This is a genomic window from Xanthobacter pollutisoli (assembly GCF_040044995.1).
Taxonomy (GTDB): Bacteria; Pseudomonadota; Alphaproteobacteria; order Rhizobiales; family Xanthobacteraceae; genus Xanthobacter.
In genome coordinates this window covers 33337-55192 of record NZ_JBDZDP010000007.1, presented here as the reverse complement: position 1 = coordinate 55192, position 21856 = coordinate 33337, and the positions used below count along the sequence as shown (strand labels likewise).

The following is a 21856-nucleotide window of genomic DNA, read 5'->3' as shown; positions in this document are numbered from 1 at the left end:
GTGCCATGGGCCCGGCCTAACCATGTTTGGCGCACGGCGCCGTTTCGACGCCGGCCTCAGGCAGGGTGACAGGTGCAGAAGAAGCCCGAAGACGACACGCGCCGCCTAAAAAACGCTCTTTATGCGCAGGCGGACCAAACTAGAACTGGCGTAGCCGGCGTCGTCGCGGGCGGGGGGAACGGTGACGCTATGGGTGTGCGTTCATTGGCTTCGAAAGTCGCGACCTTCCTGAAGGAACGGGTGGGGCTGCACGGCCTCGGCTTCATCCTCAGCCTGATCGTCATCGCCTTCGCCGCGGTCGTTCTGTACCGCATGCTGCACAATCTCAGGTGGGGAGATGTGCTGGATGCGCTGACGGAGAAGAACCCGCGCCACATCGCCATAGCATTCGTGCTCGTGGCCGCTGCCTACCTTACGCTCACGTTCTACGATTGGTTCGCCCTGCGCACCATCGGCAAGGGTCACGTGCCCTATCGCGTCGCCGCATTGTCCGGCTTCTGCTCCTATTCCATCGGCCATAACGTGGGCTTCACCGTATTCACCGGCGGCTCGGTGCGCTACCGCATCTATTCGGCCTGGGGCCTCGGCGCCATCGACGTGGCGAAGATCTGTTTCGTCGCCGGCCTCACCTTCTGGCTCGGCAATATCGCGGTGCTGGGCCTCGGCATAACGCTGCACCCCGAGGCGGCGACGGCGGTGGACCAGCTGCCACCGTTCATCAACCGCATCATCGGCGTTGCCGCCCTATCGGCGCTGGTCGCCTACATCACCTGGGTGTCGCTGGCGCCGCGCACCATCGGGCGCTCCTCCTGGTTCGTGCAGCTGCCGCGCGGGCGTTCCACGCTGGTGCAGGTGGGCATCGGCATTCTCGATCTCACCCTGTGCGCCGCCGCCATGTACATGCTGATGCCGGCGACGCCCTACATCGACCCGATCTCCCTGTCTGTCATCTTCGTGACCGCGACCCTGCTGGGCTTCGCCAGCCATGCTCCGGGCGGCCTCGGCGTGTTCGACGCGGCGCTTCTGGTGGCGTTGCCGCAGTTCGACAAGGCCGAGCTTCTCGGCGCGCTGCTGCTGTTCCGACTGTTCTATTACATCGTGCCGTTCGCCCTGGCGCTCAGCCTGCTCGGCGCCCGCGAACTCAGCCTGCGCTTGGCCGGCAAGGCCTCCGCCGACCGCCTCGCCAAGGCGGCCGCCGCGGTGGATGCGGCGAAGGCCGAGGCTTCCAAGACCGCCGCCGAATAGCCGTCGGCCTCCGTCCGCCTTGCGTCTGGCGGCGGCGCCATATAAAAAGCGAGCGCTCGCTCGATTTTCTAACCGCCGGGGCCGCTATGGACTTCACCATCTCTCCAGCCCTCGAGGATCTGAGGCGACGCATCGCCGCCTTCGTCGCCACCGAGATCATCCCGCTGGAGCAGAACCCGGCGGCCTATGACGCCCATGAGAACATCGCCGCTGAGCCGCTGGAGCGCCTGCGCCGCAAGGCGCGGGAGGCCGGGCTCTGGAACCTTCAGCTCAAGCCGGAGAATGGCGGCCTCGGGGTGGGCCGCATGGGCATGGCGGTCTGCTACAGCGAGATGAACCGGTCCATCTTCGGGCCGGTGGTGTTCAATTCTGCCGCGCCCGACGACGGCAACATGATGGTGCTTGAGCAGGTCGGCACGCCGGAGCAGAAGGCGAAGTGGCTCGCCCCGGTGGCCCAGGGTGCGGTGCGCTCCGCCTTTGTCATGACCGAGCCCCATCCGGGCGGCGGCTCCGACCCGTCCATGATCCAGACCCGTGCGGAGAAGCAGCCGGATGGCTCCTATCGCATCTACGGCCGCAAGTGGTTCATCACCGGCGCGGAGGATGCGGCGCATTTCATCCTTATCGCCCGCACCTCGGACGACGCCCGCCGCGGCCTCACCGCTTTCGCCTTTCACCGCGACGCCCCGGGCTGGCGCATCGTGCGCCGCATCCCCATCATGGGGCCGGAGGAGCATGGCGGGCATTGCGAGCTGGAGTTCGACGGCCTCACCATTCCCGCCGGGGACGTGCTCATGGGCGAGGGCGACGGCCTGAAGGTGACGCAGATCCGCCTCGGCCCGGCGCGCCTCACCCATTGCATGCGCTGGCTGGGCCTCGCCATGCGTTGCGTCGCCATTGCGCGGGACTATGCGGCGGTGCGCGAGGGCTTCGGCGTGCGCCTCGCCGACCGGGAGAGCGTGCAGACCATGCTGGGCCGCGTCGCCATGGAGATCGAGATCGGCCGCCTGCTGACCATGAAGGCGGCGTTCGAGCTGGACCGCGGCGGCCTGGCGCGCAAGGAGGTGTCCATGGCCAAGATCAAGGCGGCCAACACTTTGCACCTCGCCGCCGACACCGCCATCCAGATCAACGGCGCGCGCGGCTATTCCAAGGACACGGTGCTGGAGTGGATCTACCGCTATGCCAGGCAGGCGCGCATCGTCGATGGCGCTGACGCGGTGCACGAGATGGTACTGAACCGCTTCCTCGACAAGGAAGGCGACGCCTTCTGGAACTGGCCCGTCGGCGAGGGCGCGGCGTGAGCGCTCCGGACGCGATCCCGGCCGGCGACGGGCCCGGCTTCGATACGGCGGCGCTGGATGGCTGGCTGAAGGCGCGCGTGCCGGGCCTTTCCGGAATTCCGCGCTTCGCGGCCATTTCCGGCGGCCAGTCCAATCCCACCTTCTTCGTCACCTATGACGCGCGCGCCCTCGTGCTGCGCAAGCAGCCGCCCGGCACCCTGCTCCCCTCCGCCCATGCGGTGGACCGGGAATACCGCATCATGCGGGCGCTGGCCGGCAGTGGCGTCCCGGTGCCTCCGGTACTCGCCTTGTGCGAGGACCGCGCTGTCATCGGCACCTTGTTCTACGTGATGGAAAAGGTGGAGGGCCGGGTCTTCCACGACTGCACCCTGCCGGGCGTCCCGCCACAGGAGCGCCGGGCCATGTATGACGCCATGGCCCGAACGCTGGCGGCGCTGCACAATGTGGACGTGGAGGCCGCCGGCCTTTCCGACTTCGGCCGCCCCGGCAATTACTTCACCCGGCAGATCGCCCGCTGGACGCGGCAGTGGGACCTTTCGAAGACGCGGGAGGATGCGAACATCGACCGCCTCGTGAAGTGGCTGCCGGAGCATGTCCCGGCGGACGACACGAGCCGCATCGCCCACGGCGATTATCGCATCGGCAACCTCATGTTCCACCCCACCCGGCCCGAGGTGGTGGCTCTCCTGGACTGGGAATTGTCCACCCTCGGCCATCCGCTGGCCGACCTTGCCCACTGCGCCATCGCCTGGGTGTCGCGGCCTGAGGAATATGGCGGCATCGACGGTCTGGACCTCGATGCCCTGGGAATCCCGCCCCTTGAGGCCTTCACCGCCCAATATCAGGCCTCGGCGACCCACGGCCTAAGCCTTGAAGGCTTCCACATGGCCTTCGCGCTGTTCCGATGGGCAGTGATCTTCGAAGGCATCGCGGCGCGCGCCAGGGCGGGGAATGCGGCGGCCGAGGGCGCACAGGAAACCGGGCGCCTCGCCGCCGCCTTCGCCAAGCGGGCCGTGGCGTTCACGACCTAGGGCGCGAGCGCCTTCGCGACGAAGGCGGTGACGCGGGCTGCGTAGGTGGCGGCGTCGATGCCGCGCTCGCGATACTTGCCGCGCTTCACATACCAATCCTGCAGCAGCGGCTTGAGCAGCGTCGCGACAAAGGCCGGATCGTCCGACTCGAAGACCCCTTGCGCGACGCCTTGGGCGATGACCTCGGCGAACATGCGCTCCGTCGCCCGCTCACTTTCCACCGCGCGCTTTCGCGCCTCGGGCGGAAAAGCCTTCGCCTCCATATAGGCAAAGACGAACCACGCGTGCATCTCCTCGGTGAGGCGAACGTGGGCGTCGATGAGCCATGCGAGATGGGTCGCAGGGTCGGTGCGCGCCGCGGCCGGCGCTCCAGCCAAAGCCTCTTCAGCCGCCTGCGCCACCTCCTGAAGGATCATCAGGAGGAGGGTGTCCTTGCTGTCGAGATATGAATAGAGCCCGCCCATACTGAGGCCCGATTCTTCGGCCAGCAGACGGAGCGTCATGGCGTGAAAGCCGTGGCGATTAGATAGGGTCAGCGCCGCCGCGATGATGCGGGCGAGGTTCGCCACGGCAACGTGCGGTTTCTGAACCTTGATGGTGTCGCGGTGCCGCGCATGAATGCGCGCGGCACGAACTTCTAGGGCGCTGGCTTCCAGGGCACTGACCTTCAGAGCGCCTCTGCCGGCAGCATCCGCACTCGCGTCGGCGTCCAATCGCGTTCCCCGTGTCACACGGGCGCCAGACTGGGCGGGCGAGGGCGAAAGTCAAGCCGGGGCGGGCACCCCCGGCTCAGACCATGGCGCAGAGCGCTTCCATACGGGCGCAGAAGTCGGTGAGGCTCGCCGGGTGGCCGGTCGGCTGGGACAGGAGCAGGTCGGCGAGGTCGCCGGCTTCCTGCTGGCGAAGGAACTTCACAACGTCGGCGACGCTGGAGGCGTTGGTTTCGGCATCGCCGATGACGATACGGAGGGAAGAGGCATCATTCAAAGGAAGGCTCTGGCCCATGTCGGTCTCCGTTGCGCCCCTCGGCGCTTGAAATCAACCGGAGAGTAAACGCGGCCGTGGCGTACCGGTTCCCTGTCCTTTCATCCCGCCTCGGCCGGGCGGGGCCGGCGCCGGAGGGCGGCGCCGACGCGGCCTCAGGCGCCGTGCTGGATCAGGTCGGGGAGGCGCCGGGCAAGGGTGCGCAGGACGCTCTGGGAGCCCTTGGTCATCACGTCGAACACGCCGTCGGAGGCGGTGTCGGTGCCGAAGCCCTCGTGAACAAAGCGGAAATGGGTGCCGCCCGATGCCGTGGGGGTAAGCGTCCAGGTGACGAGCGTGTCGATGAAATGGCCGAAGCCCTTCAGCTCCTCATGCCCGCCCTTCCAGATGAAGGACAGTTCGCGCGGGGCCACGGCGGTCTTCACCTGGCACTGGAATTCTCCGTCCCAGCGCTCGATGGGGCGGCCCCAGATGGTGAACTTGTGGCCGTCCAAGGGCTGGATATCATTGGGAAAAAACCACACTGCGAGCCACTCGGAATCGGTCATGGCGCGCCAGACGGTCTCGATCGGGTGGTCGAACTCGGCCTCGGTCTCGATGGAACGGGTCTCCACAACGTCCGACATGGCAAGCAGCTCCAGTATGCGGTCAATGAATGGCGGGTCGGCCCGCTCCGGGTGAAAAAGGGCAGAAGGCCCGACTTCGGCGAAGCAAGAACCGGGCCTCACGGCCCCGCCGCACCGGCCAGGGCCGTGGCGAACCGTTCGGCAAAAGCGGCGCTGTCCACCGGGTTTTCGAACAGGATATCGGCGCTCCACTCGGTCGTTCGGCTGCCGTCGGTCCAGAACCGCTCGGCCCGATGCCAGGCGAGGCGCGGCCAGCGCGGGTTGCGCGCCGTCGACCCGTCGGCCCCGCGCGCCGCCGGACGGCCGAGATGGCCGCTCAGCCAGTCCACCGCCTCAGGCCGGAAGGCGAGGGCGAAGGCGACCCCGTGGCGGATGGTGCGGGGCGGGGCGCGCAGCAGGCTCTGGCCGATCACGGCATAGCCGGCCGGGCCGTCGCCGGACGCGAGCTCGCGCAGCACCAGCAGGCGGAAGCCGGAGGGCAAGGCGGTGGCGGGGACAGCGGCGATCGCGGTGGCGTCGGGCGGGGCGAGGTTGGTCACGGCGCAGGCCCCTGTGGCATCGATCCTGCTAGGCCCGATCCTGCGAGAGGCGGCCTTGCTCGATGCGATCCGGCGCGACGCCCGGGCTGGCCCGGCCGGAGCTGCGCGGAACGGAAGGAGGCGGCGTGACCAAGGCGGACTACATCCCGGAACTGAGCGAAGCGCGCATGGAGCGCCGGGCACCCGAGGCGCCATTCCGGCTGGAGGCGGAAGACCGCGCCTATGTGGAAGGCTGCCTGCGGCAGGTGGAGGCGGCATTCGGCGAAGACGCATTCCCCGGCATGCCGTTCGAGGCCATATCGGGACGCGCCCTCATCCGCCGCTTCATCGTGTGGTGGCGCACCCTGGAGCCGGAGAACCCGGCCCAGGTGGAGGCCCACGCCCAATTGCCCGGCGCGATCCGTCTGCTGGACACGGTTTCGACCTTCATGGCGGAGCGCGCCGCCCGCGGCAGCCGGTGATCCGATCCGCGTGGGCGGCGTGGGCGGCAGCCGGGGCCGCAGCCGGGGCCCCATGGCTCAGGCCTTCGCCGCGCCCGGCTCGGGCGGCGGGCGGTCGGCGGCCTTGAGCGCGTCGATGCTGGCGAACAGTGCCTGCCGTCCGTCGGCCTCGGCCGCCTCGGGCGTCTCGCCGACGCCGAGGCAGCCGGGCACGTCCGGGAAGCTGGCGACGAAGCCGCCGCCATCCTCGTCCGGCACCGGCGCGACGGCGCAGGGATAGGCGGCAAGGTCGAGGGGCGTCTCGGTGCTCGCCGGCTTGTAGCGGATGGGCGGCCCGCCGGCATCCATGCGGTCCACCATGGCGACGAACGCCTTCACGTGGACCGCGCGGATCCGGTTCTTCATGGGCACCGCCACGCAGTCCGGCACGGACGGGTGGGTGAACACCACGTGGGTTCCGGTCACCTTGCGGAACTTGATGGCATATTGGGAGGCGGTGATCTCCAGATCCGCCGGCCGCCGCTCCTCGCCGGGATTGGCGCGCAAGGCCTCAAGCCTCTTATTGTGCATGACACGATCCATTCAATGAAAAAGCAGCGGCTTTGAAAGGCTTCAGTGTAGGCGCGGGCGGCCACCGGGCAAGCCGAAAAGCTGGGCAGCGGGGAGGGGAGGGGCAAGGGGAGGGGGCTCGACGCGAGCGGCTCCTCGGCCCCTCGCGCCCGCCTTTCCCCCCACCCTTGCCACCGCCGTCGCGGCGGGTGTAAGCGTCGCGCCTCGCCCGCTTTTTCAGTCTGCCCTTGCCTTGTCCCTCACTGTCTGCACCTGGAACATCAATTCGGTCCGCATCCGGCTCGACATCGTCCGCGCCGCTGTCGAGCAGCTGCGGCCGGACGTGCTGTGCCTGCAGGAGACCAAGTGCCAGGACGACAAGTTCCCGCTGAACGCCATCCGCGACATGGGCTTTCCCCATATCGCGCTCAACGGCCAGAAGGGCTGGCACGGGGTGGCGACCTTCTCGAAGCGCCCGTTCGCGGCGGTGGCCAAGGGCGACTTCTGCGGCAAGGGCGATGCCCGCCATGTGGCGGTGACGCTGGCGCCCGCGGACGCGCTGGGCAAGCCGCTCACCATCCATAATTTCTACGTGCCGGCCGGCGGCGACGTGCCCGACGTGGAGCTGAACCCCAAGTTCGCCCACAAGCTCGCCTTCCTCGACGAGATCACCCAATGGCCGCCCCTCGCCGCCCAGGCGCGGGATGCCGGCCAGCATGCGGTGGTGGTGGGCGACCTCAACATCGCCCCGCTCGAAACCGACGTGTGGAACCACAAGCAGCTGCTGAGCGTGGTGAGCCACACCCCGGTGGAGGTGGAGAAGCTGAACCTCTTCCAGCAGTCGGGGCCGTGGGTGGATGTGATGCGCACCTTCGTGCCACCGCAGGAAAAGCTCTTCACCTGGTGGAGCTACCGCTCGCCCGACCATACGGTGAACGATCGCGGCCGCCGGCTCGACCACGTGTGGGCCAATGAGAGCCTTGCGCCTTCGGCCAGCGCCATGACGGTGCTGAAGGCCGCCCGCAGCTGGGAGAAGCCCTCCGACCACGTGCCGGTGGCACTTACCTTCGGCTGACGGCGGGCCGCGGGACGGTCCGCGCCCCGGGGAGATCAGTGTCGCGGCAAGATCAGGGCTTGGGGGCTGGCGCGTCGCCACCGCCACCGCCAGCTCCGAGACCCAGACCGCCGAGGCCGGGAATGGCGCCGCCGAAGCCGAGAGCGGCGCCGAGCTTGCCCTTGGGGACCTTCAGCACCTGAACGCCCGGCGGGAGCTGGAAGAGCTTCGGGTCCTGCGCCGCCCGCGTCAGCTGGGTGGTCTCGAACACGGTCTGCTTGCGGCCCTTGATCTCCACCTCAGTGCGAAGAGCGATGCCGTCCGGCGTGATGCAGGCGGTCGCGGGGCCGACCGAGGAATTGACCTGCGGGTCCACGCGCCACAGATCGCACGGCTCCCCCGCCACCTGCTGGGCCTCGCCGATGCGCTGGCCCCGGCCGGCGAAAATGCCGAGGGCGTATTCCGCCGGCAGGTCGATCTCCAGCGCCATGTTGGCCAGATTGGGCGTGCGCACCACCATGCTGCGCGCCTTCAGGTCAATGAGGCTGACCACGCTGCCCGGCAGGTTGGGCTTCATGATCTCCACCCTGAGCCGGCCCTGGCTGTGGGCCACGTCCAGGCTGCCGCCACGCTTGAGATCGGCCTTGAGCGAAAAATCCGTGCTGGGCAGGGGCAGCGGATCAGCGAGGGCCGGCGGTCCCGGCAGCATCCCGCACAGCGCCATGGGGCCCGCCACGGCCGCCGCCATCAGGGGGCCGCGCGCGGCGACCGGGCGCCGGGGGTGCTCTCGCATGGTCATGGTCTCCGCTTCGAGTTTCATAGCAGAAGATGAAGAGAATCGGCCAAGCTCGTGTGACCCGACGCGGCCCAACCCTCATCAAAACGCGCGCGGCGCCCCATCCGACGCGAGCCGGCTCATCAAAATTGGGGTAGGAGCGCACGGGTGGGTGCCCCATGCATAGGGAAAGTCCGAAAAATCACCGTTCCGACACTGTCGTAATGCCTTCTTGGAGCGGCGCGAGCATCGAGAAAACATCACCCCCTCGGGCGATTCGCCACAGGGAGGACACGGGAGGTATGCGGCGCATGGTGTCGGCCGGACCAGAGGAAGGTATCCCTGCCGGGACCGGCGGGATCAAGGTCGATGCGCCGCCGCGCGGTTCGGGGTCCGTCGCTCCCGCCAGCCGTGCCGACGCCGCCATGGCTCCAGCGCGGCGTGATCCGGCCGCGGAAGCTGCAACCTTCGCGCTGGCGGAGGCCGCCGCCGCCGCTGCTCCCGTTTCTCCTGCTCCCGTTTCTCCTGCTCCCGTTGCGCCTGCCCCTGCCGCGCCGATGGCGCGCCTTCTTCCCCGTTCGCCGTCCGTGGCAACGGCGCCCTCAGGCGGGCGCAGCCTTTGGGCCTCCCTGCTGCTCGGCGCCTTGGGCCTTGCGGTGGTGGCCGGGGTGATCGCAGACGGTATCCATCCGGCGCTCGGCGCGGTGCTGGCGGTGCTTCTGGTGGCGCTGGCGCTGGTGCCTGCGCGCGCGGGGGCTCCCACCATCGAGCCGGTGGTGCGCGCGCCCGAGCCGGTCACCCCGCCGCCACCGCGCGAGGCCCAGGCCGCCGCCGTGGTCGCCGCCTTGCCCGAGCCTGCTTTGCTGCTGTCCGCCAGCGGCGAGATCGTCACCGCCAACGAGCGGGTGGCCCTCGCCATCGGCCCGACGCGGGTGGGCGATCCCCTGTCCTTCGTGGTGCGCGTGCCCGAGGTGCTCGATGCCGTGCGCGCCGCGGCCGCCGACGGCCTGCCGCGCCGGGTCGAATTCGCCGAGCGCATTCCCCTCGACCGCTGGCTGGAGGCCCATGTGGTGCCGCTGCGGCTGGAGCCGCCCGGCGGGCGCAACGCCCCGGACGCGCCCGACGCGGTGCTGCTGACCTTCCGCGACCTCACCCAGCAGCGCCGGGTGGAGCAGATGCGCGCCGACTTCGTCGCCAACGCCAGCCACGAGCTGCGCACCCCGCTCGCCTCCTTGTCCGGCTTCATCGAGACGCTGCAGGGTCCGGCGCGCAACGATACCGCCGCGCGCGAGCGCTTCCTCGCCATCATGGCCTCCCAGGCCCGGCGCATGTCGCGCCTGATCGACGACCTGCTCTCGCTCTCGCGCATCGAGCTCAACGCCCATGTGCGGCCGCAGACCAAGGTGGACCTGTGCGGCATCCTCGCCCACGTCTGCGACACCCTCTCGCCCCTCGCCCGCGACCGCGGCGTGACCCTGGAGCAGGTGGCGGACGCCGCCGACCTCGAGGTGTTCGGCGACCGCGACGAGCTGATCCGCCTGTTCGAGAATCTGGTGGAGAACGCCCTGAAGTACGGCGCCGCCGGCAAGAAGGTGGAGGTGCGCCTCGCCCGCGAGAACGGTACGGCTGTGGTGAGCGTGCGCGACTTCGGCCCGGGCATCGCGCCGGAGCACCTGCCGCGCCTCACCGAACGCTTCTACCGGGTGGACGTGGCGGCCAGCCGCGACCAGGGCGGTACGGGGCTGGGACTGGCCATCGTGAAGCACATCGTGGCCCGCCATCGCGGCCGGCTGGGGGTGGAAAGCGAGCTCGGCGCCGGGGCAATTTTCTCCGTTCGCCTGGATGTTTTGCCGGAACGAGAAAAAAAGCGCGAAACCGCAAAGGCCTAGATGGTCATCTCCGTGTCATGGGCGCGTCATAGAACCTTGGCCCGCGGGGACTAAGAGTCCTGAGCCCAATGTTGCCCCGGCGCTTGCCTGGGATGCGCAACGAATTTGGCAAGGAGATATACCGTGAAGCTCACCACCGCTCTCGGCGTAATCGCCGTGGCCGGCACGCTGTGTGCTGGCAGCGCTTATGCCGTCGATTTCACTGGCGCTGGCGCGTCCTTCCCGGCCCCCGTCTACCAGGCCTGGGGCGCGAAGTTCAAAGAGAAGACCGGCAACACCCTGAACTATCAGTCCATCGGCTCGGGCGGTGGTCAGAACCAGATCATCAACCGCACCGTGGACTTCGGCGCCTCCGACGCCACCGTGCCGAGCGAGAAGCTCGCCTCCGCCAACCTGCTGCAGTTCCCGACCGTGATCGGCTCGGTGGTCGCGACCGTCAACCTGGACGGCATCGCCACCAACCAGCTCAAGCTCACCGGCCCGTTGCTCGCCGACATCTATCTCGGCAAGATCACCAAGTGGGACGACAAGGCCATCGCCGACCTCAACGCCGGCGTGAAGCTGCCGTCGCAGGCGATCGTGCCCGTGTACCGCTCGGACTCCTCGGGCACCACCTCCATCTTCACCTCCTACCTCTCGGCCGTCAGCCCCGAGTGGAAGTCCAAGGTCGGTTCCGCCACCTCGGTCCAGTGGCCGATCGGCGCCGGCGCCAAGGGCAATGAGGGCGTCACCGGCACCGTCAAGAACACCAAGGGCGGCATCGGCTACGTGGAGTTCATCTACGCCGCCTCCAACAAGCTGGTCGTCACCCAGCTGCAGAACAAGTCGGGCAAGTTCGTGAGCCCCGAGGTTGCCGGCTTCCAGGCCGCCGCCGCCTCCGCCGACTGGAAGGGCGCGAAGGACTTCGCCGCTTCCATGATCGACGCCCCGGCCCCCGAGGCTTGGCCGATCGTCTCCCCCACCTACATCCTTCTCCCTAAGGACCCGAAGAATCTGGACGCCTCCCGCGCGACCATGGAATTCTTCAAGTGGGCCTACACCAAGGAAGGCGCCGAGGTCGCCGAGAAGCTGCACTACATCCCGCTCCCCGAGTCGGTGGTGAAGCAGGTCGAGGAGGCCTTCAAGGCGGAGATCAAGGGTCCGGACGGCAAGCCCGTCCTCTGATCCAGGGCTGAAGCGTGCCGCCCCCTCGGGCGGCACGCCGCCTTGAAGTCATCGGGCCCATCGGTCCCGCAGGCTCCGACGAGGGCCGGTGACGCCGCCCGGCGTCCCGCCCACACAGCGCGAAATCGAGACCAGCCGCCGGCTGCGGCACGCGGGGGACAGGCATCCAATGGACGCGACGGTGGAGAGCATGCGGTCTGGCTCGGTCCAGCCCATCACCAAGGCCAAGGGGACCGGGGCGGTGACCGACCCCATCTTCGTTGGCCTCCTCTGGGCGAGCGGCATCTTCGTCCTCGTCCTGCTCGGCCTCATCATCGCCGAGCTGTTCAAGGGCGGCTTTCCGGCGCTCCAGCACTTCGGGCTCGACTTCATCTGGTCGCCCGCCTGGAACCCGGTGACCGAGAATTTCGGCGCCCTGGTGATGATCTACGGCACGCTGTTCTCCGCGGTGATCGCCGTGGTGGTGGCCCTGCCGCTGTCGTTCGGCATCGCCTTCTTCCTCACCGAGATCGCGCCGCAGCCGCTGAAGCGCCCGATCGGCGTCGCCGTGCAGCTGCTCGCCGCGGTGCCCTCCATCATCTACGGCATGTGGGGCTTCTTCGTCATCGTCCCGCTGATGGCCGCCTACGTGCAGCCCCCGCTCATCGACACGCTGGGCAACGTGCCCATCATCGGCGCCCTGTTCGCCGGCCCGCCCCTCGGCTCGGGCATGCTCACCGCCGGCCTGATCCTCGCCGTGATGATCCTGCCCTTCATCACCGCCATGTTCGTGGAGACGCTGGAAAGCGTGCCGCCCATGCTGAAGGAATCGGCCTACGGCGTCGGCGGGACCACCTACGAGGTCTACAAGAACGTCTCGATCCCCTATGGCAAGACCGCCATGGTGGGCGCGGTGATGCTGGGCCTCGGCCGCGCGCTGGGCGAGACCATGGCCGTCACCTTCGTCATCGGCAACGCGACGCGCATGTCGGCCTCGCTCTTCGCCCCCGGCGCCACCATCGCCTCCACCATCGCCAACGAATTCCCGGAGGCCCCGATCGGGTCGCTGAAGCTGACCTCGCTGCTGCAGCTCGGCTTCATCCTGTTCGTGATTTCCTTCATCGTGCTGGCACTGTCCCGGGCGCTCGTGCGCTCGCGGCTCGACTGACCCCGGAGCACAGGCAGACCATGGCCTCCCTCGCAGCGCGCCGCGCCAAGGACACGACCATCAAGGCGGTGTCCACCGCCTTCGCGGTCTTCGCCATCTTCCTCCTGGGCTGGATCCTGTGGACCCTGCTCTCGCGCGGGCTGCCCGCGCTCGGCCTCAACGTCTTCACCGAGGTCACCAAGCCGCCGGGACAGGGCGGTGGCCTGCTCAACGCCATCGTCGGCTCGCTGATCCAGATCGGCATCGCCATGGCCATCGGCGGCCCCATCGGCATCTTCTGCGGCACCTTCCTCGCCGAGAACGGCAAGGGCACGAAGATCGGCGCCGCCGCCCGCTTCGTGAACGACATCCTCCTGTCGGCGCCGTCGATCCTCGTCGGCCTGTTCATCTACACGCTGCTGGTGGTGCCGTTCGGCGGCTTCTCCGGCTGGGCCGGCGCCATCGCCCTCGCCATCCTGGTGATCCCGGTGGTGGTGCGCACCACCGAGGACATGCTGAACCTCGTGCCGGTGGGCCTGCGCGAGGCGGCCTTCGCCCTTGGCGCGCCGCAGTGGAAGGTGGTGATGTTCATCACCTGGCGCGCGGCCCGCGCCGGCATCGTCACCGGCATCCTGCTCGCCATCGCCCGCGCCGCCGGCGAGACCGCGCCGCTGCTGTTCACCTCGCTGGGCAACAATGCGCTGTCCACCGACCTGTCGCGGCCCATGGCCAGCCTGCCCATCGCCATCTATCAGTTCGCCGGCAGCCCCTTCGACGACTGGGTCTCCCTCGCCTGGGCCGGCGCGCTCCTCATCACCGTGGGCGTGCTCGTGCTCAACGTGGCGTCCCGCCTGTTCCTCGCGCGGGGCCACTAGGCTCCGCCGCGCCACACCCATTCCGCCTTCCTCCGAAGCGAGGCCGACCAGATGACTTCAGCCGTCGATCCCACCTTCAACATCTCCTCCTCCGTCGCCGCGCGGCCCGACGCCCCGCCGGCGCCCGCCAAGATCAAGGTGGAGAGCCTGCAGTTCTACTACGGCAGCAACCACGCGCTCCGGAACATCAACTTCGAGGTTCCCGAGAAGCGCGTGACCGCCATGATCGGCCCGTCGGGCTGCGGCAAGTCCACCCTGCTGCGCGTGTTCAACCGCATGTACGACCTCTACCCCGGCCAGCGGGCCGAGGGCGCGGTGCTGTTCGACGGCGTGAACATCGTGGGCAAGGAGCTCGACCCCACCATCGTGCGCACCCGCATCGGCATGGTGTTCCAGAAGCCGACGCCCTTCCCCATGACGATCTATGACAACATCGCGTTCGGCGTGAAGCTGCACGAGCGGCTGAACAAGGCGCAGATGGACGAGCGGGTGGAATGGTGCCTGCGCAAGGCCGCCATCTGGGACGAGACCAAGGACCGCCTGCACACCTCGGCGCTCGGCATGTCCGGCGGCCAGCAGCAGCGCCTGTGCATCGCCCGCACCATCGCGGTGCGGCCGGAGGTGATCCTGCTGGACGAGCCTACCTCGGCCCTCGATCCCATCTCCACCTCGAAGATCGAGGACCTGATCGACGAGCTGAAGCAGGAATTCACCATCGTCATCGTGACCCATAACATGCAGCAGGCCGCGCGCTGCGCCGACATCACCGCCTTCTTCTACCTGGGCGAGCTGATCGAGGTGGCGCCTTCGGACGTGATCTTCACCAACCCGAAGGAAATCAAGACGCGCGACTACATCACCGGCCGCTTCGGCTGACGCGGGAAAGGCGCCGGCGGGCTCGCCCGGCCGGCGCATCTTCCCTCAACCCCAAGGGAGCGAACGCCTCCGCCGGCCGGCCTGTTGGCCCGGGCCGGCTGGCGGGCTCCAAGGAAGGACCGATCCCATGCCGGAGCATACCGTTGCCTCTTTCGACGTCGAGCTGAAGGAAATCGGCCGCAAGGTGGTGGAGATGGGCGGCCAGGCCGAGCGCCTCGTGGCCGACGCCGTCACCTCGCTGATCCGCCGCGACGGCGCCATCGCCCAGAAGGTCGTGCTGCTCGACGCCACCGTCGACCAGGCCCAGCGGGAGATCGAGGACCGCGCCATCCTGGTGATCGCCAAGCGCCAGCCGGTGGCCAACGACCTGCGCGAGATCGTCGCCGCCATCCGGGTCGCCAACGACCTGGAGCGCATCGGCGACCTCGCCAAGAACGTGGGCAAGCGCGTGATCGCCATCGAGGGCGAGTATCATCCGCAGAAGCTGGTGCGCGGGGTGGAGCACATCTCCGACCTGGTGCTGGAGCAGCTGAAGGAGGTGCTCGACGCCTACGCCGCCCGCAACGAAGCCAAGGCGGTCGAAGTGTGGGGCCGCGACGGCGCCATCGACACCATGTACACCTCCCTGTTCCGCGAGCTCCTGACCTATATGATGGAGGATCCGCGCAACATCTCGGTGTGCACGCACCTGTTGTTCTGCGCCAAGAACATCGAGCGCATCGGCGACCACGCGACCAACATCGCCGAGATCGTCTTCTACATGGTCACGGGCCAGAACCTGCCCGAGACCCGCCCGAAGGCCGACGCCTCGAGCGAGACCACGCTGCCCTTCCCGGGCCGCACCGTCCAGGGCTGAGGCCCGGACGGGCGCATGACGGAGCGCGAGCGGCCGGATCGGGTTCGGTCCGATCGCCCGCCCTCTCATTTTGCCAAGAGGACGCGTGGCGCGGGTTGCCCAGCAGCCGGCCGCCCCGGTCTAACGAACGGATGAATGACAGTGCCGGCGCGTATTCTGATCGTCGAGGATGAGGAGCCTCTGACCCTCCTGCTCCGTTACAATCTGGAGTCGGAAGGCTACGGCGTGGAGAGCGTCGGCCGCGGCGACGAGGCCGAGACGCGGCTGCGCGAGAGCGTGCCGGATCTCGTGATCCTCGACTGGATGCTGCCCGGCCTCTCCGGCATCGAATTGTGCCGGCGCCTGCGCACCCGGCCCGAAACCGAGCGCCTGCCCGTCATCATGCTCACCGCGCGCGGCGAGGAGACCGAGCGGGTGCGCGGCCTCGCCACCGGGGCGGACGACTATGTGGTGAAGCCCTTCTCGGTGCCGGAGCTGCTCGCCCGGGTGCGCGCCTTGCTGCGCCGGGCCAAGCCCGAGCACGTGGCGACGCTTTTGCGCGCCGGCGACATCGAGCTCGACCGGGAGACCCACCGGGTGCACCGCGCCGGCCGCGAGGTGCATCTCGGCCCCACCGAGTTCCGCCTGCTGGAATTCCTGATGCAGTCTCCCGGCCGCGTCTTCTCCCGCGAGCAGCTGCTGGACGGGGTGTGGGGCCAGGACGTCTATATCGACGAGCGCACCGTGGACGTGCACGTGGGCCGCTTGCGCAAGGCCATCAACCGCGGCCGCCAGTCCGACCCCATCCGCACCGTGCGTGGCGCAGGCTATTCCTTCAACGAGATGTTCGCCCGCGCCCATTGAGGGCGGGCCGTCGGGCTGCTACGGCCCGCGCGTGCGGCTTGCGAGGGTGGCGCGGGTCGCCAGGTGCTCCGTCGGGGCGCAGACGCCCGCCCCCTCAACCGGAGCGCACCCCGATCAGTCCCAGAACCTGCTTGGCCGCCCGCTCGCCCGAGAGCCAGGCGCCGCCCACCGTGCCCCACAGGGTCTCATGGGCGTGCTCGCCGGCGAACACGAGGCGGCCGGCAACCGTCTCGGTGAAGGCGCGGCGCATGTTACCGAAGCCGGGGAGGGCGCAGGAGAAGGCACCCAGCGCCCACGGCTCCTTGCTCCAGCGGGTGGCGAACACCTTGCCAAGTCGGGCCGCCGTGTCGGCGCCGAACTCGCGCGTGAGCGCCGCCTTGACGAAGGCTGCGGCGGCATCGGGCGGGCTGTCGGCGAGGCCGGTGGCCACGTCCCCGCCCACCTCCAGGCTGTAGAGGTCGCTGCCGCCGATACGGGCCCGCAGGGCATAGGCGCGCGGCCCCTCGGCGCGGAAATAGATCAGCTCGTCCACGCCGAGCCCGGCGGGATTGCGCGGCAGGCGGAAGCCGATGTGGTCGAAGGCGCCGAGGGTGATCTTCTCCACCGCCGTGCGCTGGCGTTGCGGCAGGCCGGGCTGGATGCGCAGCTTGCCCGACGCCATGAGGCTCGGCGGCACGGCGATGATGACGGTGCGCCCGAGCACCGTGCCCCGGCTTGTCTGCACCGAGACGAGACGCGGGCCGAGCTCCACCGCCCGGGCCGGGGTCTCCAGCCGCACGGTCAGCGGCCGCGCCAGCTGCGAGACGAGGGTGCCCACGCCCTGCCGGCAGATGTCCTCGCCCTCGCGCTCGTCGGCACGCGAGACGTCGACGGTGGAGATCTGGTCCAGCTCCTTGGCGCAGGCGAAGGGGCCGAGCACGAAGCGCGCGCTGGCGCCGTAGGCGCCGAGGTCGGGCAGGGCACGGGCGGCGGGCATGTCGCGCCCGGCGTCGCCCGCCGCCACGATGGCCCGCTCCCCGCGCCGCACCGTGGCGATGAAGTCCTCATAGTCGGCATCGCCCGCCTCGCGGCCGTCCTGATAGAGCCGGCCGCCGTCGGGCGCGCGGTAGATGTCGAGCCCCTCGGCCCGCCCGTAGGCGGCCATGGGGCGTGCCGCCGGCATGTTCAGGCGCGGCGCGCCGAGATCGAACGGCACGCCGAACTGGGCGGTGTCGGTGACGGTGCGGCCGCCCACGTGGTTGGAGGCTTCCAGCAGGATATAGCTGCGGCCCGCCTCGGCGATGCGCCGCGCGGCGGAGATGCCCGCGGCCCCGGCGCCGATGATGACCACGTCCGCCTCGTTCTGCGGCTGGCCGAGCGCGCGGGATGTCGCCAGCGTCATGCCGGCGAGGGGCGCCGCGGCGATCGCGACGCCGCGGGCGATGAGGGCGCGGCGCGTGAGGGAAGAGCGGTCGGGATCGGTCACGGGCGGAACGCTAGCATGGCGCGCACGGACGGGCGAGGCCGTCGCCTCAGCTGCGCCGCGCCGCGACGAAGCGCGCCGCCTCGGCCAGCACGGCGCCCTTTTCGCCGAACGGCGCGAGGGCCTCGCCCGCCTCGGCGACCAGCCGGTCCAGCACGGCGCGGGCGCCGTCGAGGCCGAGGCGGGAGACCAGCGTCGCCTTGCCGGCTGCCTCGTCCTTGCGCACGCTCTTGCCCACCTCCTCGGTGGTGCCCTCCACGTCCAGCAGGTCGTCGGCGATCTGGAAGGCGGCGCCCAGCGCCCGCCCGTAGGCGGCGAGCGCCGTCCGCGCCGGGGCGTCGGCCCCGCCGAGGATGGCACCGGCCTCCACCGAGACGGCGAGCAGGGCGCCGGTCTTCATGGCCTGCAGGTCGCGGATGGCGTCCTCCTCCAGGGCGAGGGGCGCGCCGCCGGAGAAGCGGCCCTCGGCGGCGAGGTCCAGCATCTGGCCCCCCACCATCCCGCCCATGCCGGAGGCGCGTGCGAGTGCGCGCACGAGGGCGATGCGCACCGCGGCGTCGGGATGGGCATCGGTGCCGGCGAGGAGGTCGAAGGCGAGGGTCAGCAGCGCGTCGCCGGCGAGGATGGCGGTGGCCTCGTCATAGGCCTTGTGGACGGTCGGGCGGCCGCGGCGCAGGTCGTCATTGTCCATGGCCGGCAGGTCGTCATGCACCAGCGAATAGCAATGCACGCATTCCACCGCGGCGGCGGCGGTGACGGCGGCGGCCGGCGGCAGGCCGAACAAGGCGGCGCTCTCGATGACGAGAAAGGGGCGCAGGCGCTTGCCGCCGCCCAAAGCGCCGTGGCGGATGGCGCCCATGAGGCGGTCGGGCCGCAGCCGCTCGCCTGCCGTCGGCGCGTCGGCGAGGGCGGCTTCGAGGCGGGCCTGCGTGGCGTCGGCGGCGGCGTCGAGACGATCCTTCAGGGAAAATGTCACCTTGGGCCTGCGTCGATGATAGCGGTGCGGGAACGCCCGGGCCGGGCGCACCGTTGACGGGGGCCACCGGGTGCCCCAATGCGGCGCGCAGGTCAAGCGCGCGCCGCGCGGGGTCGCGGCGGTGGCCGGTCGGGGCATGATGGGTTGCCGAAGGCAGCCGCGGGACGGGCGCGGGGTCGGCCGCGTCGGGGGAGGGCAAGGGATGGTCCGTCTGGTGCTGCGCGTGATCGGGGCCATCATCGCTTTGCCGCTGGTGCTCTCGCTGCTCTACAACGTGATCAATCCGGTCTCGACCCTCATGATCGGCCGCTGGATCACCGGCGAGCGGGTGGAACGCATCTGGACCCCCATCGAGCGCATGTCGCCGGCGCTGGTGCGCACCGTCATCGCCTCCGAGGACGCGAGCTTCTGCCAGCACTGGGGCGTGGATCTCGACGAACTGCGTGCCGCCCTCGACAAGGCGGACGAGCTGGAGGACACCCGCGGCGCCTCGACCATCCCCATGCAGATCGCCAAGAACCTCTTCCTGTGGCCGGGCCGCGAGCTGATCCGCAAGGCCATCGAGATCCCGCTCGCCGTCTGGCTCGACCTTGTCGTGAGCAAGCGGCGGCTCATCGAGATCTATCTCAACATCGCCGAATGGGGGCCGGACGGCGAGTTCGGCGTCGAGGCGGGGGCGCAGCGCGCCTTCGGCATCCCGGCCTCCCAGGTGGACGCGCGGCAGGCGGCCCTCCTCGCCGTGATGCTGCCCAATCCCCACCGGCGCGACGCGCGCAACCCCTCGGGCGGGGTCCAGCGCCTCGCGTCGCGCCTTCAGGCCCGGGTCCCGCGGGAGGGGCCGGAGCTCACCGCCTGCCTCGGCCTTGCGCCGTGAGCAGGCTTGATTGTTCCAACAACAAGCGCCACATGGGAAATGTCGCGCCGCCCGGCCGCTCCTCGGCCCGAGGCGGCGGTATTTTCCTCCTGCCGGCCCTCCCATGACCCGATCCGCAGCCGTCGCCCCCCGCAAGATGAGCCCATGGCTGAAGATTGGCCTGGAGCTCGGCCCGCTGGTCCTGTTCTTCGCCGCCAACGGCTATGGCGGCATCTATGTGGCGACCGGCGTGTTCATGGTGGCGACCCTCGCCGCTCTGGCCGCCATGTGGATCCTCGCCCGCCGCGTGGCGGTGATGCCGCTGGTGTCGGCGGTGGTGGTGATGGTGTTCGGCGGTCTCACCCTGTGGTTGCAGGACGAGCATTTCATCAAGCTGAAGCCCACCATGGTGAACGCCCTCTTCGGCGTGCTGCTGCTGGGCGGGCTCTATCTGAAGAAGCCGCTGCTGCCCTACGTGTTCGACGGCATGGTGAAGCTCACCGACGAGGGCTGGCGCCGGCTGACCATCCGCTGGGGCCTGTTCTTCCTGGCCATGGCGGTGCTGAACGAACTGGTGTGGCGCTCGGTCTCCACCGACACCTGGGTCGCCTTCAAGACCTTCGGCTACCTCCCGCTCACCTTCGCCTTCGCCATGGCGCAGGCCCCGCTCATGGCCCGCTTCGAGCTGAAGGACGAGCCCGGCGCCGGCTGACGCGGCGACGCCCGCCTTTCCCCGGTTGACGCCGGCCCGCCGGCTCCCCATAAGCCCGCGAGAGGGCGCAGAATGCTGACGAAAAAAGGAAAGTACGGTCTTAAGGCGGCGGTCCACCTCGCCCGGCTGCCGCCCGGCGGCTCGACGCAGGTCGCCGACATCGCCGAGGCCAACAACATCCCGAAGAAATTCCTCGACGTGATCCTCGGCGAGTTGCGCAACGCCGGCTTCCTCTCGTCCAAGAAGGGCAAGCTCGGCGGCTACCGGCTGGCCAAGTCCCCCGAGGACATCGTGGTGGGCGAGATGATCCGGGCGCTGGACGGCCCCCTCGCGCCCTTCCCCTGCGCCAGCCGCAACGCCTACGAGCCGTGCGAGGATTGCGACATCGCCACCTGCGAGGTCCGCCTGCTGATGGTGCGGGTGCGCGATGCCATCGGCACCGTGCTCGACACCTACACGCTGGCGCAGATGCGCGACCTGTCGCAGGAGCAGCTGGCCTCCTTCGTCGATTACATCTGACCGCCTTATTGCTGGGCGGCGAGGAAGGTGCGGAAGCGCGCCAGCGCCACGCCGAAGAACAGCGCCCCCATGCCGAACGTGGCGGCAAAGCGCGGCCACACCGTCTCGATCCCCGCTCCGCGATACAGGATGGCCTGGGCGAAGGCGACGAACTGCGTGGAGGGCGACACCTGCATGGTGGTCTGCAGCCAGGACGGCATGCTCTCCAGCGGGGTGAAGCCGCCGGACAGCATGTTCATGGGCAGCACCATCAGGAAAAACAGCAGGCCGAACTGGGGCATGGATCCGGACAGCGTGCCGAGGAAGATGCCGAGCGATGCGGTGAAGAACAGGTAGAGCGCCGTCCCCGCGAGGAACAGCGGGATGGAGCCGGAAATGCCCATCCCGAGCCCCCATTTCAGCACCACCACGACCGCGAAGGCGGTGGCTGCCAATATCACCGCGCCGTTGGCCACCACCTTGGACAGCATGATCTCGGAGGGGCGCACCGGCAGCACCAGCAGATGCTCCAGCGTGCCGTGCTCGCGCTCGCGGATCAGCGCCGCCCCGGCGAGCAGCACCGACAGCATGGTGATGTTGGTGATGAGCCCCATGGTGCCGGTGAACCAGGAGGATTCCAGCCCCTGGTTGAAGGCGGCGCGGATCTCGAGCCGCACCGGCGTGTCGATCCCCTCCGCGTGGCGCAGCACGAAGCGGTTCACCTCCGACTGGAAGATGCCGGAAATGTCGTTGGCCCCGAGGCCCGCCTGCATCAGCGCCGTGGCGTCGATGAGCAGCTGCACCGACGGGGAGCGCCCGGCCAGCACGTCGGCCTGAAAGTTCGGCGGGAAGTTGAGGACGAAGGTGTAGCGCGCCGCGTCCATGGCGCGGTCCACGTTCTGCGGCGCCAGCGGTACGGGCGTCTGGAAGCTCGGCGGCAGCAGCGCATCGAGAATGGCGTTGGAGAGCACCGAATTGTCCTCGTCCACCACGCCCACGGTGGCACGGTGGAGGTCGTGGCGCATGCCGTTGGCTTGCAGCACGATGGCGACGGTGAAGGCGTAGACCACCAGCACCAGCAGCGCCCGGTCGCGCCACAGGCTCAACAGCTCCTTCACCACCAGATGGCGCACGTTGCCGAGGGGCGAGCGGCGGGGAGCGGGAGCGCTGGCCGCCATC

At 69.5% G+C, this 21856-nt stretch carries 24 protein-coding genes; 15 read left to right on the top strand and 9 right to left on the bottom strand.

From position 1 onward, the window contains the following. The first annotated feature begins 189 nt into the window (after positions 1-189). The 3 genes from ABLE93_RS15160 (at position 190) to ABLE93_RS15150 (ending at position 3580) form a co-directional block, all read left to right on the top strand. A complete protein-coding gene (locus ABLE93_RS15160; RefSeq protein WP_348840676.1) occupies positions 190-1245 on the top strand; it encodes a putative bifunctional lysylphosphatidylglycerol flippase/synthetase in 1056 nt (351 codons plus the stop codon). Between the two features lie 86 nt (positions 1246-1331). After that, on the top strand, positions 1332-2549 hold the full coding sequence (locus ABLE93_RS15155) for an acyl-CoA dehydrogenase family protein (RefSeq protein ID WP_348840675.1): 1218 nt from the start codon (positions 1332-1334) through the stop codon (positions 2547-2549). Further along, entirely contained in the window at positions 2546-3580 is a 1035-nt protein-coding gene (locus ABLE93_RS15150) for a phosphotransferase family protein (protein WP_348840674.1), read from the top strand. Before ABLE93_RS15155 ends, ABLE93_RS15150 begins: the two co-directional genes overlap by 4 nt. Here the strand turns inward: ABLE93_RS15150 and ABLE93_RS15145 are convergent. The 4 genes from ABLE93_RS15145 to ABLE93_RS15130 all read right to left on the bottom strand — a co-directional run bounded on the left by ABLE93_RS15145 (position 3577) and on the right by ABLE93_RS15130 (position 5729). Further along, positions 3577-4293, bottom strand: a complete 717-nt coding sequence (locus ABLE93_RS15145; protein WP_348840673.1) for a TetR/AcrR family transcriptional regulator — start codon at positions 4291-4293, stop codon at positions 3577-3579. The genes ABLE93_RS15150 and ABLE93_RS15145 overlap by 4 nt on opposite strands. A 76-nt stretch (positions 4294-4369) precedes the next feature. Next, complete coding sequence (locus ABLE93_RS15140; protein ID WP_348840672.1) at positions 4370-4585, bottom strand: hypothetical protein; 216 nt, start codon at positions 4583-4585, stop codon at positions 4370-4372. 134 nt (positions 4586-4719) lie between these two features. Continuing rightward, a complete protein-coding gene (locus tag ABLE93_RS15135) occupies positions 4720-5190 on the bottom strand; it encodes an SRPBCC family protein (RefSeq protein ID WP_348840671.1) in 471 nt (156 codons plus the stop codon). Between the two features lie 98 nt (positions 5191-5288). After that, complete coding sequence (locus tag ABLE93_RS15130; RefSeq protein WP_348840670.1) at positions 5289-5729, bottom strand: hypothetical protein; 441 nt, start codon at positions 5727-5729, stop codon at positions 5289-5291. Between the two features lie 125 nt (positions 5730-5854). Here ABLE93_RS15130 and ABLE93_RS15125 point away from each other — a divergent pair, with 125 nt between their 5' ends. Beyond that, complete coding sequence (locus ABLE93_RS15125) at positions 5855-6190, top strand: hypothetical protein (RefSeq protein WP_348840669.1); 336 nt, start codon at positions 5855-5857, stop codon at positions 6188-6190. Between the two features lie 57 nt (positions 6191-6247). Here the strand turns inward: ABLE93_RS15125 and ABLE93_RS15120 are convergent, their stop codons facing one another. Continuing rightward, positions 6248-6739: a type II toxin-antitoxin system HicB family antitoxin gene (locus ABLE93_RS15120; protein ID WP_348840668.1), complete on the bottom strand. Its 492-nt coding sequence runs from the start codon at positions 6737-6739 to the stop codon at positions 6248-6250. A gap of 232 nt (positions 6740-6971) precedes the next feature. On the opposite strand from ABLE93_RS15120, the gene ABLE93_RS15115 reads away from it, so the two are divergent. Then, complete coding sequence (locus tag ABLE93_RS15115) at positions 6972-7793, top strand: exodeoxyribonuclease III (RefSeq protein ID WP_348840667.1); 822 nt, start codon at positions 6972-6974, stop codon at positions 7791-7793. A 52-nt stretch (positions 7794-7845) separates the two neighbouring features. Here the strand turns inward: ABLE93_RS15115 and ABLE93_RS15110 are convergent, their stop codons facing one another. Then, entirely contained in the window at positions 7846-8565 is a 720-nt protein-coding gene (locus ABLE93_RS15110) for a hypothetical protein (protein ID WP_348840666.1), read from the bottom strand. Between the two features lie 539 nt (positions 8566-9104). Between ABLE93_RS15110 and ABLE93_RS15105 the strand changes: the two genes are divergently transcribed. The 7 genes from ABLE93_RS15105 to phoB all read left to right on the top strand — a co-directional run bounded on the left by ABLE93_RS15105 (position 9105) and on the right by phoB (position 16176). Next, complete coding sequence (locus ABLE93_RS15105; protein ID WP_510183033.1) at positions 9105-10436, top strand: ATP-binding protein; 1332 nt, start codon at positions 9105-9107, stop codon at positions 10434-10436. Positions 10437-10559: 123 nt separating this feature from the next. Further along, positions 10560-11600, top strand: coding sequence for a phosphate ABC transporter substrate-binding protein PstS (gene pstS / locus ABLE93_RS15100; RefSeq protein WP_348840664.1), 1041 nt, complete (start codon positions 10560-10562; stop codon positions 11598-11600). A 169-nt stretch (positions 11601-11769) separates the two neighbouring features. Beyond that, complete coding sequence (pstC, locus tag ABLE93_RS15095; RefSeq protein WP_348840663.1) at positions 11770-12747, top strand: phosphate ABC transporter permease subunit PstC; 978 nt, start codon at positions 11770-11772, stop codon at positions 12745-12747. A 20-nt stretch (positions 12748-12767) separates the two neighbouring features. Then, the gene (gene pstA / locus ABLE93_RS15090; RefSeq protein ID WP_348840662.1) at positions 12768-13601 is read left to right on the top strand and encodes a phosphate ABC transporter permease PstA; all 834 of its coding nucleotides are present in this window, start codon (positions 12768-12770) and stop codon (positions 13599-13601) included. 51 nt (positions 13602-13652) lie between these two features. Beyond that, positions 13653-14477, top strand: coding sequence for a phosphate ABC transporter ATP-binding protein PstB (gene pstB, locus ABLE93_RS15085; RefSeq protein ID WP_348840661.1), 825 nt, complete (start codon positions 13653-13655; stop codon positions 14475-14477). A 127-nt stretch (positions 14478-14604) separates the two neighbouring features. Next, on the top strand, positions 14605-15333 hold the full coding sequence (gene phoU, locus ABLE93_RS15080; RefSeq protein ID WP_348840660.1) for a phosphate signaling complex protein PhoU: 729 nt from the start codon (positions 14605-14607) through the stop codon (positions 15331-15333). 141 nt (positions 15334-15474) lie between these two features. Then, positions 15475-16176 (top strand): phosphate regulon transcriptional regulator PhoB, encoded by a 702-nt coding sequence (gene phoB, locus ABLE93_RS15075; protein WP_203194853.1) that lies wholly within the window; start codon positions 15475-15477, stop codon positions 16174-16176. 94 nt (positions 16177-16270) lie between these two features. Here phoB and ABLE93_RS15070 read toward each other — a convergent pair whose 3' ends face one another. Continuing rightward, positions 16271-17641, bottom strand: coding sequence for a flavin monoamine oxidase family protein (locus ABLE93_RS15070; protein WP_348840659.1), 1371 nt, complete (start codon positions 17639-17641; stop codon positions 16271-16273). Positions 17642-17687: 46 nt separating this feature from the next. Continuing rightward, positions 17688-18614, bottom strand: coding sequence for a polyprenyl synthetase family protein (locus tag ABLE93_RS15065; RefSeq protein WP_348840658.1), 927 nt, complete (start codon positions 18612-18614; stop codon positions 17688-17690). Positions 18615-18816: 202 nt separating this feature from the next. Here ABLE93_RS15065 and ABLE93_RS15060 point away from each other — a divergent pair, with 202 nt between their 5' ends. The 3 genes from ABLE93_RS15060 to ABLE93_RS15050 all read left to right on the top strand — a co-directional run bounded on the left by ABLE93_RS15060 (position 18817) and on the right by ABLE93_RS15050 (position 20698). Beyond that, positions 18817-19488, top strand: a complete 672-nt coding sequence (locus ABLE93_RS15060; protein WP_348840657.1) for a biosynthetic peptidoglycan transglycosylase — start codon at positions 18817-18819, stop codon at positions 19486-19488. Positions 19489-19591: 103 nt separating this feature from the next. Continuing rightward, the gene (locus ABLE93_RS15055) at positions 19592-20179 is read left to right on the top strand and encodes a septation protein A (protein ID WP_348840656.1); all 588 of its coding nucleotides are present in this window, start codon (positions 19592-19594) and stop codon (positions 20177-20179) included. 72 nt (positions 20180-20251) lie between these two features. Further along, positions 20252-20698 carry an RrF2 family transcriptional regulator gene (locus tag ABLE93_RS15050; protein WP_348840655.1) on the top strand — a complete coding sequence of 149 codons (447 nt, stop codon included), beginning with the start codon at positions 20252-20254 and terminating at the stop codon, positions 20696-20698. Between the two features lie 5 nt (positions 20699-20703). Here ABLE93_RS15050 and ABLE93_RS15045 read toward each other — a convergent pair whose 3' ends face one another. Then, positions 20704-21855, bottom strand: a complete 1152-nt coding sequence (locus ABLE93_RS15045; RefSeq protein ID WP_348840654.1) for an ABC transporter permease — start codon at positions 21853-21855, stop codon at positions 20704-20706. Between the last annotated feature and the right edge of the window lies 1 nt (position 21856).